Annotated in this window: 16 protein-coding genes and 1 pseudogene; 13 read left to right on the top strand and 4 right to left on the bottom strand. The window is 58.0% G+C overall.

Going from position 1 to position 16,341, the window contains the following annotated elements:
* Positions 1–7: 7 nt before the first annotated feature.
* A complete protein-coding gene (mdeB, locus tag PSH91_RS14035; protein ID WP_305465950.1) occupies positions 8–2,713 on the top strand; it encodes an alpha-ketoglutarate dehydrogenase in 2,706 nt (901 codons plus the stop codon).
* 90 nt (positions 2,714–2,803) lie between these two features.
* Here the strand turns inward: mdeB and PSH91_RS14030 are convergent, their stop codons facing one another.
* Both PSH91_RS14030 and PSH91_RS14025 read right to left on the bottom strand, forming a co-directional pair.
* Positions 2,804–4,672, bottom strand: coding sequence for a hypothetical protein (locus tag PSH91_RS14030; RefSeq protein WP_305465948.1), 1,869 nt, complete (start codon positions 4,670–4,672; stop codon positions 2,804–2,806).
* Between the two features lie 182 nt (positions 4,673–4,854).
* A complete protein-coding gene (locus tag PSH91_RS14025; protein ID WP_305465946.1) occupies positions 4,855–5,298 on the bottom strand; it encodes a CesT family type III secretion system chaperone in 444 nt (147 codons plus the stop codon).
* A 600-nt stretch (positions 5,299–5,898) separates the two neighbouring features.
* Between PSH91_RS14025 and PSH91_RS14020 the strand changes: the two genes are divergently transcribed.
* The 12 genes and pseudogenes from PSH91_RS14020 to PSH91_RS13965 all read left to right on the top strand — a co-directional run bounded on the left by PSH91_RS14020 (position 5,899) and on the right by PSH91_RS13965 (position 13,947).
* The gene (locus tag PSH91_RS14020) at positions 5,899–6,876 is read left to right on the top strand and encodes a sigma 54-interacting transcriptional regulator (protein WP_305465944.1); all 978 of its coding nucleotides are present in this window, start codon (positions 5,899–5,901) and stop codon (positions 6,874–6,876) included.
* 29 nt (positions 6,877–6,905) lie between these two features.
* On the top strand, positions 6,906–7,262 hold the full coding sequence (locus tag PSH91_RS14015) for a hypothetical protein (RefSeq protein WP_107322386.1): 357 nt from the start codon (positions 6,906–6,908) through the stop codon (positions 7,260–7,262).
* 104 nt (positions 7,263–7,366) lie between these two features.
* Positions 7,367–8,233: a hypothetical protein gene (locus tag PSH91_RS14010; protein ID WP_305465943.1), complete on the top strand. Its 867-nt coding sequence runs from the start codon at positions 7,367–7,369 to the stop codon at positions 8,231–8,233.
* A gap of 46 nt (positions 8,234–8,279) precedes the next feature.
* Complete coding sequence (sctI, locus tag PSH91_RS14005; RefSeq protein WP_107322388.1) at positions 8,280–8,636, top strand: type III secretion system inner rod subunit SctI; 357 nt, start codon at positions 8,280–8,282, stop codon at positions 8,634–8,636.
* 7 nt (positions 8,637–8,643) lie between these two features.
* The gene (sctJ, locus tag PSH91_RS14000; RefSeq protein ID WP_107322389.1) at positions 8,644–9,447 is read left to right on the top strand and encodes a type III secretion system inner membrane ring lipoprotein SctJ; all 804 of its coding nucleotides are present in this window, start codon (positions 8,644–8,646) and stop codon (positions 9,445–9,447) included.
* Entirely contained in the window at positions 9,444–9,965 is a 522-nt protein-coding gene (locus PSH91_RS13995) for a type III secretion protein (protein ID WP_305465942.1), read from the top strand. Before sctJ ends, PSH91_RS13995 begins: the two co-directional genes overlap by 4 nt.
* 25 nt (positions 9,966–9,990) lie before the next feature.
* A complete protein-coding gene (gene sctL, locus PSH91_RS13990; protein WP_305465940.1) occupies positions 9,991–10,569 on the top strand; it encodes a type III secretion system stator protein SctL in 579 nt (192 codons plus the stop codon).
* A 101-nt stretch (positions 10,570–10,670) separates the two neighbouring features.
* Positions 10,671–10,895 (top strand): type III secretion protein, encoded by a 225-nt coding sequence (locus PSH91_RS13985; RefSeq protein ID WP_107322391.1) that lies wholly within the window; start codon positions 10,671–10,673, stop codon positions 10,893–10,895.
* Positions 10,882–11,310 carry a type III secretion protein gene (locus tag PSH91_RS13980; protein WP_107322392.1) on the top strand — a complete coding sequence of 143 codons (429 nt, stop codon included), beginning with the start codon at positions 10,882–10,884 and terminating at the stop codon, positions 11,308–11,310. The genes PSH91_RS13985 and PSH91_RS13980 overlap by 14 nt, the downstream gene beginning before the upstream one ends.
* 1 nt (position 11,311) lies before the next feature.
* Positions 11,312–13,387, top strand: coding sequence for a type III secretion system outer membrane ring subunit SctC (gene sctC, locus PSH91_RS13975; RefSeq protein WP_107322393.1), 2,076 nt, complete (start codon positions 11,312–11,314; stop codon positions 13,385–13,387).
* Positions 13,384–13,593 (top strand): HrpT family type III secretion system protein, encoded by a 210-nt coding sequence (gene hrpT / locus PSH91_RS13970; RefSeq protein ID WP_177513910.1) that lies wholly within the window; start codon positions 13,384–13,386, stop codon positions 13,591–13,593. The genes sctC and hrpT overlap by 4 nt, the downstream gene beginning before the upstream one ends.
* Before the next feature lie 5 nt (positions 13,594–13,598).
* Positions 13,599–13,947, top strand: a pseudogene (locus tag PSH91_RS13965) (type III secretion protein HrpV).
* Between the two features lie 93 nt (positions 13,948–14,040).
* On the opposite strand, the gene PSH91_RS13960 reads toward PSH91_RS13965, so the two are convergent.
* Together PSH91_RS13960 and PSH91_RS13955 are read right to left on the bottom strand one after the other, a co-directional pair.
* Positions 14,041–15,345 carry a hypothetical protein gene (locus PSH91_RS13960; RefSeq protein ID WP_305465939.1) on the bottom strand — a complete coding sequence of 435 codons (1,305 nt, stop codon included), beginning with the start codon at positions 15,343–15,345 and terminating at the stop codon, positions 14,041–14,043.
* Between the two features lie 104 nt (positions 15,346–15,449).
* The gene (locus PSH91_RS13955) at positions 15,450–16,328 is read right to left on the bottom strand and encodes a CesT family type III secretion system chaperone (RefSeq protein WP_281459186.1); all 879 of its coding nucleotides are present in this window, start codon (positions 16,326–16,328) and stop codon (positions 15,450–15,452) included.
* Positions 16,329–16,341 lie beyond the last annotated feature (13 nt).

Genomic DNA, 16,341 nt, shown 5'->3' with positions numbered 1-16,341 from the left:
GTAGTTCATGAACTCGTTCGTCCTTAAAAACACCTTGCCAGCCCAGGCCGAGGAAGATGCGCAGGAGCTCGCCGAGTGGCACGATGCCTTGCTTTCGGTCATCGCCCACCGCGGGGAAGCCCACGCGGGGCGGGTGCTCGACCTGCTCGTCGCTGTCGCTGGTCGCGCTGATTTAGGCTGGCGGCCCCGCTTGGGTACACCCTACATCAACAGCATAAGCGTCGAGCAACAACCCGCGTTTCCAGGAGACCTGGCCACTGAAGAGCGCCTGGCGTCGATCATTCGCTGGAATGCTTTGGCAATGGTGGCTCGGGCCAATCAGGTGTATGGAGAACTGGGCGGACACATTGCCAGTTATGCCAGTGCAGCGGATCTATTCGAGGTCGGCTTCAATCATTTCTTCAAGGCGCGCAACGAAAACTCCGCTGGCGATCTGGTGTTCTATCAGGCGCACTCGGCGCCCGGTGTGTATGCCCGGGCCTACCTTGAGGGGCGCCTTGATGAAACAGACTTGCAGCATTATCGGCAGGAGATCGGTGCTCGCGCAAAAGGCGCCAGGGGCTTGTCCAGCTATCCGCATCCCTGGCTGATGCCGGACTTCTGGCAGTTCCCGACCGGTTCCATGGGGATCGGTCCGATCAGTTCGATCTACCAGGCTCGTTTCATGCGCTATCTGGACCATCGCGGCCTGAAGAACACCCGCGGCCGGACGGTCTGGGGCGTATTCGGCGACGGTGAAATGGATGAGCCGGAAAGCATGTCGGCGCTCACACTCGCCGCGCGTGAAAGGCTCGACAACCTGGTCTGGGTGGTCAATTGCAATCTGCAGCGCCTCGATGGTCCAGTGCGAGGCAACGGCCGAATCATCGACGAGCTGGAGGCGTTATTTGCAGGCGCCGGCTGGAACGTCATTAAGTTGGTCTGGGGCTCGGATTGGGATTCGCTATTTGCGCGCGACCACGACGGCGCCCTGGTTGAGGCATTGTCGAATACTGTCGATGGTCAGTTTCAAACGTTTGCCGCCAAGGACGGGCGGTTTAATCGCGAGCATTTTTTCGGACAGAGCGAAGCGCTGGCGCAATTGGCTCGAGGCCTGACCGACGAGGATATTGATCGCCTCAAGCGCGGTGGTCACGACATGGTGAAAATTTTTGCCGCTTATCACCGGGCCGCGCTCGAAGACACAAAGCCGACGGTGATTCTCGCGCAGACGAAAAAGGGTTTTGGCATGGGGGAGGCCGGGCAGGGCAAGATGACCGGGCACCAGCAGAAGAAGCTCGACAGTGAAGCGCTCCTCGCTTTCCGCAATCGCTTCAATCTGCCACTGACCGACGACCAGGCGACCTCCCTGGCGTTCTTCAAGCCCGACGCCGACAGCGCGGAGATGCGCTACCTCCATGAGCGCCGTCGGGCGCTGGGCGGCTACCTGCCGACACGGCACTCGTCGTGTGACGACGATAAGGTTGCCGTGCCCGAGATCGATCGTTACGCCAGTTTCGCCATCAATGCCGGAAATAAGGAAATGTCCACGACCATGGCCTTCGTGCGCATGCTCAACGGGCTGCTGCGAGACACCACGCTGGGTCCACGCATTGTGCCGATCGTGGCGGATGAGGCGCGCACATTCGGCATGGCCAGCCTGTTCAAGCAGATCGGTATCTACTCCAGCGTAGGACAACGCTACGAGCCAGAAGACATTGGGTCTATCCTCAGCTATCGCGAAGCGCAGAATGGCCAGATTCTCGAAGAAGGCATCAGCGAGGCCGGGGCAATCAGCTCCTGGGTGGCCGCCGCCACGAGCTATTCGGTGCATGGGTTGCCGATGTTGCCGTTTTATATCTATTACTCGATGTTCGGCTTCCAGCGCATTGGCGATCTGATTTGGGCGGCGGCCGATCAACGTGCTCGCGGCTTTCTTCTCGGCGCAACCGCCGGTCGCACGACGCTGGGCGGCGAAGGCCTGCAGCATCAGGACGGCAGCAGCCATTTGATGGCCGCGACTGTACCCAACTGCCGCGCCTATGATCCGGCGTTCGCCGGTGAGTTTGCGGTGATCCTGGATCACGGCATGCGCCAGATGCTGGAGCGCCAGGTCGACGAGTTCTACTACGTCACCCTGATGAATGAAAACTACCCGCAGCCCGACCTTCCAGGTGGTGTTGAGCAAGACATTCTCAAAGGCATGTATCTGTTTGCTCGGAACGAATTGCAAGACCCTCGTGGCAGCGTCCAATTGCTCGGATCTGGCACTATCCTGCGCGAAGTGATCGCGGCCGCCGAACTGCTCGCCAACGACTGGAACGTTGACAGTCAGGTCTGGAGCGTCACCAGTTTCACCGAACTGGCACGGGACGCGCGCGAGGTCGAGCGCCACAATCGACTGCATCCTCAACAGCTTGGGCGCAGAAGCCATCTACAGGCGTCGCTCAATAATGCGACGCCCGTCGTCGCCTGTAGCGATTACGTCCGGGCCGTGCCAGCGCTGATAGCCAGCTACATTGAAGCTCGCTACACGGTGCTCGGCACCGATGGTTTCGGCCGAAGCGATACCCGCGCTCAACTGCGTCGATTCTTCGAAGTGGATCGTCATCAGATCGTTCTGAGCGCCCTGACCGCGCTGGTTCAAGCACAGACACTGGCGCCGCAGGTGTGCGTCGAAGCGATTGCCCGGTACGCCATCGATGTGGATTGCCTGGCGCCGTGGGAGGTGTGAACAGGGGGGCGTCGATAGCACTTCAGCCTGCAGCACTGATGATATGTCTGCAGGCTGGAGTGTTCAGCTATCCGGATGCTATCGAGCCGCTCACTTCTGCGGCACAGCCTCAGGTGGTTGTGGGTCCGCCACGTCATCCGCGTTGTTCCCCACGCGAGCGGTAACCTGCTTGATTGCAAGCTCGGTGAGTTCGGTCGGCGCCTGGGATGCTATTTGCAACCCTCCTCGGATACGGTGAAAGGTGTTTTCCGCGGTTCTGCCCCAGGTTCCCGGCATGGAACCGTGCGGTAGATCGGCCCGATCGGGCGACCGGATGTTCTGCATTGCCGTTTGTGTGCGTGGGAAGTTGGACGTGGGTACTTGAGCGGGGGCGCCCGGTCCGGGCAGCTCTTGCGTTTTTCGCTCCTTTTCAAGCGCCGCCAGACGAGCCTCGGTTTCAGCGCCCGCCTGAAAGCTCGCATAGGCCGGAATAAGGAGAGCAGGCGAGCCCAATGCGGCCAAAAGCACCTGGCCAAACTGCTGCGCCGGCGTGTCTGAGCCAAAGGCCCGTGCCGCTGAGCTGACGCCCATGGCGCTGCCCAACCCGGCAAGTGAGCCGTAGGTTTTACTGAACAGGCTTTGACGGACCTCAGGATTGCTCGGGTCGCTGGCCAACACCGCGTCCGAAGCCGCTTTTGCCAGGCGATTGGCCAAAGGTTTGTCGACTTCCTTGAAGGTGTGGGTCGGCAATTCACGTCCGCGTCGATCAGCAACGGTGCTGCGCAGTTGCGCGCCCGATTGCACGCCGCCCATGATCAAGCCACCCGCCATGGAGGCCAGCGTGCGGGGACCAAACTGCTCCACTGGGATATGCGGCTGGGCTAACCCTATCCCTTGCCGGATGCCTTGTGCCAGGCCAAACGCGCCGAAGGCTTCAGCCTCGCCAATGCCGGTTCCGTTCTTGTTGGCTTGCTGGGCGTTGAGATGGCGACCGCGCAGTTCATCAACCTCCTGCATGGCGGCGTCTTTTTGCTCTGCGGTCAGGGGCTTGAGCTCGCCATCGACAATAGCCCGGGGATTCGGGTTTGGAATGACCTCTGACGCTTTCACCGGTTTAAGCGCCCACCCCCCCATCATCTCCTGACTCATGGGCTTGAGCAGGTTGGTGCCTACTTCATGTGCCGCCGCCATCACGGGCGCGGTAGCGAATGCCTGGGCCTTCAGGTCCGGGACCGCAGACTCTACGACCGCGCGCGCAAAGCCGAACGCCAGGCCCGATGCGAGCATTTGTGGCACGGCGCCCGCGACGACCGCCTTGGCAGTCGCTCCCCAGCCGTCGTTGTGCTGATGGAGCTGCTGAAGCTTGGCGGGAAGTTTGGCGTTATCCAGCGCATCTTTGAATTCGCCATCGACTGAGGTGTGCTCGACCAAGTCACTGAGCATCGTGCTGATACGTTCCCAGTCCTCTGGCGGTTGCCTCAATTGCTTCAGCGCGCTGACCGTTGCGTCCGCTTTGGTCAAGGCCGTTTTCAACGCGTCGGGTATCAGGTTCACGGTCTGTTGGGCATGAAGCGCGAAGGCGTTTTCGCTACGTTCTATGTGCTGTCGGTCGGCAGCCGACAGCTGTGGATCGGTCAATGCCTGTTCGTAGAGAGCGACGTGTGCGCCAAGCAAATCAGTTTGTGCGCGCACTGCCTGTGTCAGCACCGTTTGGTAAGCCTCCAGATCCGGTGGTTGTTGTGGATCCTCAGTCAGCTTTTCCAACTCATGGATCAGCGTCTGTTGCGCTTGCTTGGCATCGGCCAGTAAGCGTCCGGTCATGGATTCGGGCGCTTTCCCATTGGCTTTCGCAAATAGCTTGTCATTTATGTCAGCGTAGGCAGTACCGGGGTGCTCCTGCAGATATCTACCTTCCAGAACCATGCGCTGCTTGGCTACCGCAGCGTCAAAGCCGGACCGCCCCAACTGGGGAGCCAACAACGCGGCCTCCCTGGCTAGCGCGGGGGAGGGCTGTCCTGGTTGTGGCGACTGATGAGCTTGGGGGGCTGGGTTGTTGACGGGCGCGCGAGGGCGCATGGGCGTCAATGCGATATCTGTCCGCGGTGTGGACTGTGATCGTGTTGGGGTGAAGGGAAAAAAATTTCCTGCCGGTAGCGTCGGACCTAGCATAAACCCCCCAGACTCGTGCGCGCTGAAGGTGCGCGTTTTGCGCCTGCATCGAGAAAGTAGCTGTGCTGCCATGATTGCGCATACTCAGCGATATGCCCCAGCAACTGCACGAACTGTGGTGCGCCGATCTGGGTCAGCTCAACTGTGCAACTGAACTGTACTTGGCCCGTGTCGTCGTTGTGTGAAAAGCAACAGGGACGGTCTGCGCTGAATAAATGAAAATTGACATTCATAAGCTGAAGCAGGACGGCATCTCTGCGTCGATCCGGTAACGGGCCGAAGTCTGCGTGAATCATGACGGTATCGGCTAAGTTGGCAAAACTGAAGGCAATGCCTTTCACGTTTAGCTGAACCCGATCTAAATCAATCGCAGCCACAGGGATCTGAGAAAGCTGACAGATATCTGTAACAAATCGATGGTAGCGCTCATTACTCATTTTTTTATTCTCTGAGCTGTTTGAAGGTGAAACAGTTGTTCTTTTTATTGCGTCGAACTGTCTCAAGTACTGAGTGGCGCATGCCGTCGACCAGGTTCCATGTTTTTTTAAAAAATGACGTCAAACGTAAAATGTTTATCGAACTTTCTCTAGGACTCCGGTCAAACCCCGTTGTATCCAAACTGTGAAGTAATACCATTAAAATGAGCGTCGGCGATTGACAGGGTTTGGGCGAGCGGTATTCTCTGCCGCCCTAAAGCACCAGTTGTTTAATGGCTTTCAAGAAGAAGCACTGACAACGACCAGAGAAAACGGGTCGGTACGATAGTGCCAAGTGGCCATTCAAATTGTTTCAAAAAATATCACTTACGCTCGATGGAATAACTGATCGCAGCGCGCGTCACACACGCACTTTTGGATCTGCCGTGGCATTTGATCAATAAATAGACTGTAGGCGCTATGCGCGTGCAGTCGTCAGGCTTGGTGTAACGGGTCTGTCCGACCTGCGATCATCACTAATGATCGCGCAGCTTATGGCCATGCTTCGCCTCGTGCTTGCAGCGGGAGGGCGTATGAAGTAGTGCCGATCACGGGGTTTATATGGGTGTGTGCGATTACTTTTACTGCGGACCTGACAACATTGCCGAAGCGCCTGATATCAAGGTCATCGCCCAAAGTACTTCACTGCTTGGCGTCGACCTGTTGCTTTCTGGAGAGACGGGGACCGGCAAGGACACCCTGGCTCAGCGCATTCATTCAATGTCTGGGCGCAAGGGTGCGTTTGTCGCGATGAACTGTGCGGCAATCCCGGAATCATTGGCTGAAAGTGAATTGTTTGGTGTGGTCAACGGTGCGTTCACCGGGGCTAATCGCTCGCGAAAGGGCTACATCGAGGCTGCGCAGGGCGGGACTTTATACCTCGACGAAATCGATAGCATGCCGCTCAGTTTGCAGGCCAAGTTGCTGCGGGTCCTTGAGGTGCGAGCGATTGAGCGCTTGGGCTCTACCACGGTCATTCCGTTGGATATTTGTGTGATTGCATCGGCTCAGCGGCCCTTGGCCGAGTTGGTTGAGCGGGGCGAGTTCAGGCGCGATCTGTATTTCCGGCTCAACGTGCTGACGATCCAGTTGCCAGCGCTACGTGACCGTCGCGAAGACATTGTTCCGTTGTTTTCCCAGTTCGTGACCGCAGCTGCGCAAGATCTGGGGTGCGGGCCTCAGGCTATATCGCCCGAACTCATGCAAGCGCTCTTGGGTCATCCCTGGCCGGGCAATATCCGCGAGTTGAAATCAGCGGCCAAGCGATTTGTTCTTGGGTTGCCGTCGATAACCCTGAACTCAAGCACGGAGATCGAGGGGCGCACGCTCAAGGCACAAATGCGGGCTATCGAACGGATCCTTATTCAGGAAGCCCTCAAGCGTCACGGGCACTCGATTGATGCTGTGAGTGTGGAATTGGGCATACCCCGTAGAACGCTCTATCACCGGATCAAGTCGCTGGACGTATTTGGCAAAGCGTCTTCGCTTGAAAAAAATCTGGAACCTGATTTAAAGAACTTTCCACCCACTATTACCTAGCGAGCCCGCTAGAGTATGAGGAGTTTATTATGCCAGGTATCTCGAGCAACCCTTTTAGCACCATCACCAATACGCTGGGTAGTGCGGCAAACATGGGTGTCAACGCATTTGCCGGTGCCAAGCAAGAAGCTAATAGCGTTAAAGCCAACGCTGCTACGCAAGGTCAGTTGAGTCAAGCAGCTTCAGGGGGTGAATCAATGAGCGCCCAGCTGGACGTTATGAAGCGCAACGATAAGGAACAGGCCGGATTGATTAAGTTGCAAGGTGATGCGGCTTTGCAAACGATGAGGCTAAATACAGCGAGCGCTATCGATTCCGCTCGCTCCGACGCAGCGAGCAAGTCTATTTCCAATATGGCTGGGCAGGCTAAGGCCATCAGTTACTAAAGATCCATCCTCCCTCCTTCCTCCCCCCCCTTTTTATTGTTGTGGTGATCAAAGGGGGGGGGTAACATTCAGCGAGAACCTTAAAGTTTATGAGTAATATAAGCATGGCAGTACCGCTTGTCGGCGGGTTAGGTATCACTAGTATTTCTCAACCTAAACATGCCGACTCATCAAAAGTCTCACCTTCTTTATCGGGTGTCGTGACGGAGCTTGCTAACTCCCTGATGCCCGGTGGAAAAGTTGATCTTAGTAGTCCATTGGGAAAGATGGTGCATGACAAACTTTCCGAAAATAAGGGGGTGGGGCTTATGGGGTTGGCAGCAAACCCTCAAGAGACCCTGAAAAATGCCATGATGGACATTGTTAAAGATAAGATGGGGAGCAACTTTATCGCCAATGCTGGAAGCAGGGACAGTCAGGACCTTATGGGGCAAGTTGTGAGTGGGTTGGGGCAATCTGCGCTGAATAACGCTCTACAGCCCAAAGGTGACGGCACTACCTTTTCCAAGGAAGACAAGCCGTTGCTTCAGCAAGTGGCTGATTATATGGATAAGAACAAAGCCGCCTTCGGAGCGCCAGATTCTGGGTCATGGAGCAAAGAACTGGATGAAGACAATTATCTGTCCAAGGGCGAAACCGCCAAATTCAAACAGGCACTCGAGCAAGTCTCTCAACATATGACAGGCGGGTCCAATAGAACCGATTATCCGGGTAGTGAAAGGATGATGGGAGGCGGACAAGGTGGTTTCGGCAGCAGCCCTGCGCTATCGACTGGTGGCGCGAGTGAAATAGACCAATTGCGCCAGATGTTAAATAGCAACGAAGGCATGGAGGCTTTTCAACAAGGGTTGCAGTTGGGGTTGGGAATCGCTTCCGGCACGCCACCTGGCCTTGCGATGAATCAAGGCGAGCATACGGCTTCCCAGGCTGCTCGGAACGTCCTTGACGTGATGCGCGCCAGCGTAACGTAGTCCTCAGTTCAATAGTCCATCGTCCACGTCCTACAGGAGAAATCAGGTGACCATTTCCAACGTGAATTCATTCAGGAGCGCTGCACCTGAGCATGAGCTGGAGATGGTTTCCGCTCCTGCTCAAGCTGATGTCGACTTATTCGATAGTGCGATGCGCAGCAATCGAGAACCTGGCGGTATGGCGAGTAACCTGATGAGCGCAGTATCGGATCGTCTCACTGGTCAAGCCGAGCTGGCGCATCAGGCTGAACGCGCGATCAAGTCCGCCTCGGAGTCAACGGATCCGATGGATATGCTCAAAATGAATGGCGCCCTTTCCGAGTATGCATTGCAAACGGCGCTCACCACCAAGGTCGTCAGTAAAGGCGCACAAGTGCTGGATAAACTGACTAATCTGCAATAGGTTCTTCGTGAAAGTATCCGGCTTATTAACGGTTCTGGCTTTTCTGGCGCTCGCCGGATGCAGCGACGACACCGTCTTGTTCAGCGGCATGACTGAGCAGCATTCCAACTCAGTAATCGCCAAGTTGGCTCAGGAACATATAGCGGCCCGTAAGCAGATGGAAAAAGCCGGCGTTACCGTAATCGTCGCCAATAGTGATGTGAACCGTGCGGTGAGGGTGCTTGATGCTGCCGGTCTACCTAATCAGACACGGACCAGTCTTGGCGAGATATTCAAAAAGGAAGGGGTCATCTCCACACCGCTGGAAGAGCGGGCTCGCTACATTTATGCGCTGTCGCAAGAATTGGAGTCGACGCTGTCCCAGATTGACGGGGTCATCGTGGCTCGTGTGCATGTCGTCTTGCCGGAGCGCATCGCACCGGGCGAGCCGGTTCAGCCGGCTTCCGCCTCGGTGTTCATCAAGTATGCGGCGTCGACGCTGGATCCGGACAGTGTGCGCGGGCGTATTCAACAGATGGTTGCCAGCAGCATTCCAGGGATGAGTCAGGACAGCAGCTCCGCAAAGAAATTTTCGATTGTATTCGTGCCATCGGTGGAGTTTCAGGACCCGGAGCATCTTGTGCCTTTCGGACCGTTTCTGATTGACAGCGAGGATGCCGGCTTCTGGTGGGTGATGGTCATTGCCTTGCCGCTGTGCCTGGTGTCCATGGCGGGGGGCGCAGTCCTGATGTTGCGTCCAGACTGGCGCCAGGCTTTGTTTGCACGCTTGCGCGCCAGGCGTAGGCCAACCGGCTTGCCCGCACAGCTATGACCGATGAGCAATGGGTCGGGTGGTGGTGCTGCACGTGGCGCTGGATGCACCCGAAGTGGAAGTCCAGCGTGTGGGAGCAATGGGGGATGGATTTTGATGTTGGCATGGGCGTCTGGCGCAGCCGACACGACGCGTTGCTGGCCTTGCTGGGCATCGCTCCTTCGGCTCCGCCCGAGCCGGACCCCAACGTTATCGAATGGCTGTCTTTGACAGATGCACAAAGGTTGCAGGCTTTGGCTCTGGTGCGCGCAATCTGTTTTGCCACGCCAAATGATCAGTTGTCCGACGCGCAGTGGTTCTGGTGTCGGGGTATCGCCAAGGCGCTACGCCCTGGGCTGTGGTTGACTGATGAGGTCACGGACCCACGCGCAATGCTGGCCGGCTGGCTGGGCGAGCGATGTTGGTCGCGCTTGCGCCTGTTGTGGGCGCCCGACGAGACACTCGAGCCCGCTTTTAACCTTCCCACGCGCAAACTCGATGCGCTGTGGCGTTCTGTGTTGTGGAGGGTTTGGGCATGACGGGTACACAGGTTAAAGGTCGGAAATGCTGATTCGCCGAAATTTGTCCTTGGGCGATCGCGAGGTGAAGCGCGAGTTGGTCGTCCGTCGAGAGCAGTTTGCCGACTACCGGACAGCCGTCGATGTGATGTCGCGAGCACGGGCCGAAGCGGATGCGATATTGCTGGAGGCCGGACGCCGGCAGCAGGAATACCTGGATCGAGCGTTAGCTGAATTCTGGGGGCAGGCCAGTTTTTTCTTGGAGGCGCTGGAGGCTGAGCGCCAACAATGCAGGAACAGTGTGATAGAGGTTTGCCGGGAGCTATTGAACGTCATCATAGGCCGGCTGTTTGATGAGTGCCCGCCCGAGGCGCGTGCCAGGATTCTGCTGGAACATCTGGCGGCCAGCCAGGCATACCCGGCGGTTAGCGCCACTTTGAAGTGCCATCCCGAGCGTTATGGCGAGGTGCAGGCTTGGCTTGCAGCCAACAACGCTTCCGTTCTGTGGCAACTAAGAGACGACATTACGATGCCGATCCAGTCCATTCGCCTGAGCACCGACACCGGCGAGTACGACATTGATTGGACCGGCTTGCGGCGTTCGTTTCAGGTCGCAGATGCATGACATTCGACATATCACCGCATGTTTGACGTCGACCATTTTCTTGGAACCTCAAAGATAATTGTCGCCACTCATATTGCGTAAATTCCCTGGGAGATGCACGCATGATCAATTCCAAGTCCCTTCTAAATCAATTGGAAAACAACTTCTCCAATGCAATTGGAAACTATGATGACGCCGCGATGAACGCTGCTGAAAGTGCCGATGTGGAAGACATGAGGGCGTTCGTTCAAGCGACCCAGTCGCTGTCCACCGCGGCCACTGTCATGAGCGAAGGTATGCGCGCTCATCACGGCATGAACAAAGCGATCATCGATGGAATTCAGTGAGTTCAGCGCGCGACTGAATCTGTGGCTCGATGAACCTTCGGCCGCGCATCTGGACTGCTGGGTTGACGATGCAAATGTGCAGCTTGCCCGGGTAGAAGGTGGGATCCGCTGTAGCATCGACGTGCTGGATCCGTTTGACGCCAGCGCTCCTGATCGATTGATGGGCATCCTGGGGCAGGGCGGTGCGAGTGTCGCGTGCCGTTGCCCGGGGGCGTTGGGTACCGACCCGCAAAGCCAGTGTCTGGTGCTGTTGCACTGGATGCCCCCGCCCAGCTCGGTCGAGGCCTTACTGGGGGTGCTACAGACTCTGGCAAACCAGCGCGCCGCCATGCTTAGCCTGATGCACAAAACCTTATTTGATTCGTCTACGGCCGAGTCCCGTCTAGCAACTACTAATTGGCGCACTGGAGTGTGATATGCGTAAGGCCTACCGGTGGATACCGTGGCTGTTATTGGGACTGAGCGCCCCGGCGTTCGCGGCGATACCGCCAGCGTGGAAACAAACGGCCTATGCGTTCGACGCGCAACAGACCGAGCTTTCAAGCGTTCTTGAAGCATTTGCCCGAGAGTTTGGCGTTAACCTTGAGATGGACCCCGTTGAAGGCATCGTTGAGGGGCGTATCCGCGCGGACAGCCCGCAGGCGTTTCTTGATCGATTGGGCCAGCAGCATCAGTTCCAGTGGTTCGTCTACAACAACACCCTCTACGTCAGCGCCGCCCGTGACCAGATAACCGAGCGAATCGAGGTGTCCCCGGACGCCGTTGATGACCTCAAGGGCGCATTGACTGAACTCGGTTTGCTCGATTCACGATTTGGCTGGGGAGTCCTGCCGGATGAGGGCGTGGTGTTGGTCAGCGGACCTGCGCGGTATGTTCAGTTCATTCGCGACTACAGCAGCAATGTCGACAAACCTGAGGAAAGGCAGGACGTCGTGGTGTTGCCGTTGCGTTATGCGAACGCCGCAGATCGCACCATCAGTTACCGGGACGAACAGCTGACCGTTTCAGGGGTAGCCACGATTCTCAAGGAGTTGCTGGACAGTGGCCCGCGGGGCGGGTCAGGGAGTGTTTTCAACGGGCTGCAAGGCGCGGCGCTGGGAACTGGTACAAGCGGCGGAAGCAGTTTTGCAGGTACTCCGAGCTTGCTGAGCGGTTTGGCCGACGATCAGTTGCAGCAAACGTTGGATAGTGTGGCTACCGGCTTCGGGGCACAAAGCAAGGGGCGCTCCGCTGGCAGGTCGCGGATACGGGTCGCCGCCGACGTACGCAACAACGCGGTGCTTATCTACGACTCACCCAAGCGCAGGGCCTTGTACGAGAACCTGGTCAGGCAGCTTGATGTGCCGCGCAACCTGATCGAAATCGATGCGGTGATCTACGATATCGACCGCGACGAGTTGAACGAGTTGTCCAGCAACTGGAATGTCTGGGCCGGAGGGACCAACGTCAGAGGGTCCTTGCTTGAATCAGGCAGCTCCACGCTGTCGGCCGAAAACGCCGGACGGTTCGCCCTGGCGGTCCGTACGCTGGAAGCCAAGGGGGCGGCGACAGTGATCAGCAATCCTTCGATCCTCACTTTGGAGAACCAGCCCGCTGTCATCGATTTCAGCCGGACCGAGTTCCTCACCGCGACGGGGGAGCGTGTTGCCGATATCCAGCCGATTACTGCCGGTACCAGCCTGCAAGTGGTTCCGCGCTCGATGCAACACAATGGCAAGACGCAGGTGCAGTTGATCCTCGATATCGAAGACGGACAAGTCGAAGCATCGCTGCTTGATGACACCAAACCCAGCGTGCGTAACGGCAGTGTCAGCACTCAGGCGGTCATCGCCGAGCGGGGATCGTTGGTCGTTGGTGGTTTTCATTCTCTGCAATCGAGCGACAAGGTAAGCAAAATCCCTTGGCTCAGTGACATTCCGCTCATTGGCAAATTGCTGTTCACGTCCAGTAGCCGCAGCACCAACAAGATAGAGCGCTTGTTCATTCTTACGCCTCGGTTGGTGGGCAACCAGGTTGACCCGGCCCGGTATGTAGAAACCGGTAACCCGGAAGATATCGATTCCGCCGCCCGGCGAATCGACGGTCGCCATGGCGATGGGCAACCCACTCGCGTTGATATTCAGCGCGCGTTCACTCAGTTGTTGAGTGATGTGCAACCGACTGGCTTTACCCCGAGTAACGAGCCTTTATTCATGCCGGCCACTTTATGCGCGACGCAACAGGGCCTGGTCATCGACGCCGATCGCAGCCAGTGGTATGGGCGCAACGCCTGGAGTATTGGCGTGGTGGTCGCGCGCAATACTGGTGATAAACCGCTGCGTATTGATGAAAGCAGTTGTGGCGGGCGCTGGGTGCTGGGTGTCAGTGCATGGCCTCGCGCTTGGTTGCAGCCTGGGGAACAAAGCGAAGTCTATGTCGCGGTGCGTAATCCCCAGTCGCTCAAGAGCAACGTGACCCTTCGCGACTCATTACTCAAGGAGGCAACCCGATGACCAAGATGAACTGGGCTGCGTTCGGCCTTCTGTGTGTGATGCTCTCCGGTTGCTCGACGACCTCGGGCGGCTGTTCGGGACAGTCTTGCGACCGTCCCGACTCCAATAATCGGGAGCTGGTGATCTGGTGGCCAGCGGACATGCGTACTGGCCTGGAAAATCCGCAGGACACCGCGGACTATACTGTCGTGCCACTGCGGGATTGAGCACCATGATACAAGTCTCGGGGAAAGCGGAGTTCTACGAACGGGTGGCTGCTGGGCAAACAGCGGTATGGCCGGTAGCAGCGGGTGTTTCTTTCGTGAGCCGGCATGAGCACCATGATTGGGGTATAGCGTTGCACATCGACAGTCGCGCGCTGCAGCCCCAGCAATTGCGTGAGGCGCTGGAACGGCGCTTCACGCAATCCTACCTGTTCCCTGACTATTTTCTGTTTCTCGATGCCCACCGCGATTTCGTCGTCTGGCATGCGGTGCCGTCAATCCTCCCATGGTCGCGCGGTGCTCGAGAATATCTGCCAACATCAGTTGCTGTTGGCAGGTTTGAGCCCCTTGGACTGACCTGCGATCAAATGCGCCAGTAATGTTTACTGGCGCATTTTCCCTTCCTTTTGCAATCCCTGAACTGTTGGCCGCGCTGCGTTACGTTGCGGCTCAAGCTGGTTGTTGCCCGGCAGCAGCCGTCGCCGCTTGTTTGTCGACAGCCTTGCGCACACTCGCGTGGGATTGGAACGTTTGATTGACCGTGCGATAGGCCAAGCCCATCGCCGCTGCGGTCCCCATATTCCCGAGAAAGCCGGAGAGGGCGGGCGGAACCTTGCCGCGCAATGCTTCGCCGGTGGCCATATTGATTGCGCCAGCCAGGCTGGCCCAGGCGACTCGGGCGGGGGATTGGTCCAAGACCCGGCCATAATCCTTGAGCGGCAGGTTCGGCTTCAACTCTTGGTTGGTGCCCACCTGACGCGTGTCGAAATGCCGCTGCAGATGGTTGTCGAGGGTCGCGACAACGGTGTTGAATGCCGCGCGCGTGCCGGCGAGGGACTGAATGGAAGAGGCCAGTGCTTCGCCCAATAGCGGTTGCTGATCCGGCCCGAGCAGTGCCGGACTCGTCAATGTCTGGCCCGGTGGCAAGACTTGTTCACTGATGGAGTCGAGCATGAAACCCATGCTCAAGGTCATGGCGCCGTAGGCCCAGCCGAGCGTCGGCATATTATCCTCGTCGACCCCGTAGGTCTTGGTGTTGTCCTGGGGGGCGGTCATGCTGAAGGTGGCCTGCATGGTTTCGCGAGAAAGGGCATAAATCACGTCGCGTAGCTGAGTGGCCAAAACCCTCGCACTCAGCGCACCGTCACCACGCGCGGCGCCCATGGCGCCCATGCCCAGATAAAGCGCTTCAGCGACGATCTGGTTGCGTGTGATGTTGCGCGAATCGCGCTTCATCTGCAGGCGCAGCGTGTCTTGCTTATCGGGCGTCAGAGCGTTCCATTTCGCTTCGCTAAGGGCGAAGTGTCCACGTACCGCATCGCTGGAGTCGGCGGCGAGACGATCCAGGCGCGGTTGGCGTACGTAGAGCTGGGTGGCAATGTTCGTCAATGAGACAGCGGCCTGCAAAGTCAGCATTGCCCCCGGGCTTTTTTTCGCCAGCCCCTCGTTGAGCGCACTGTAGGCATGCATGAACGCCAACTCGCGAAGATAGGTAGGCGCTCCGCAGTTGACCATCTGTTGAACCGTATGGCCCGCAGCGGCAAGCGTTGTGCGAAAGGAAGGCAAATTAGCCGCGCTGTCGCTCAACGCGAGCTTTGCTCCGCGCTCGACCTTGTTGCCCAGGGCCACGCCGTGTTCCTTGGCGCTTTCCCAGAGCGCGCCCGTGGCTCTGCCGGCCGGCGCCAGATAGTCGCGATGGAAGGCCTGGCTCAGTCCTGTCACATGTGCGCGGGCGCGCGAAGTGAAGCCAGGCAAGTGAGCGGGTGCCTCGCCGCGCTCCACAGCATTAATATCAGCGGTGGGATGTCGATGCCGCAGCTCGATTTGCGGTTCTGGCAGGATACGTCCCAGGTTAGGTGTTATCGGGTCCATGCAATATTCCTTGCTGGGCGAATGGCCGAGGTCTGCATGAAGCTCTCGGCCAGTTGACCGAAATCCAGCAGCCATTCGGCAAATGCCTGACCGTCCAGCCCCGTGCTATTCCAGCGCGCCTGTAAGGCGCTGCCGTGTGGCGCGAGGACCACGGCAGATTGGGTCAGCATCATCAGGTGCAGGTTGGCCAGTAGCGCGCGTTCGCGTTGCGTCGCCGTGTTCAGCGAAGTCGCCAGCGGCGTACTGATCAGCAGATGTTGGCGATCACTGTCAGCGATCACTTCATAGGCACGCCCGTTGGCCTGAATCACGCCGACGGTCAATATCTGCTCGAAGGGCGGGGCGGCGATGTCCAAGTGCTGCAGCGCAGCGATCAGTAATGGACGATGCCATTCCCGATTCATCGCTGCCTGCGCCTGTTGCTCCGCGTGCTCACCTTGCCTCGGTGCCGTGGTGACCGGTCGAGGTGCGCCGCTTTGGTTGCCTTGAAGTGCGGTGGCGCCCGCCACGAGGCTCTCGGCGACGGACAAGAGATGGCTCAGTTCATCGGCAAGCATTTCACGCTGATGTTGCGGCTGCGAGATAAGGCGCAGCACGAGCACGGCGTCACCGCTGTCGTTCAGGCTCACACTGCTACTGCTCATTGCCGATATGGCGCAATTGGACCGCAGCAGCAACTCGCTCCAAACCTCAACCGGTAAACCCTTGGGGCGTGGCAGAAGACCCAGCACCACCCACTGCTGCACAGGCGACGTCTGCCAGAGCGACAATTGCAAGGTCAGCCCCGGCAATGGCAGTTGGGCGCTACGGGAGAACGCTCGCGCCTGCACAGAGGGAATGCCGAGCCGCTCAGCGGCCTCCAACAACCATGTGTTCGTT

The organism is Pseudomonas sp. FP1154, from assembly GCF_030687245.1.
In the GTDB taxonomy this organism is placed as follows: Bacteria; Pseudomonadota; Gammaproteobacteria; order Pseudomonadales; family Pseudomonadaceae; genus Aquipseudomonas; species Aquipseudomonas rhizophila.
The sequence above is the reverse complement of the archived record's forward strand: the minus strand, read 5'-3'. Positions and strand labels throughout refer to the sequence as shown.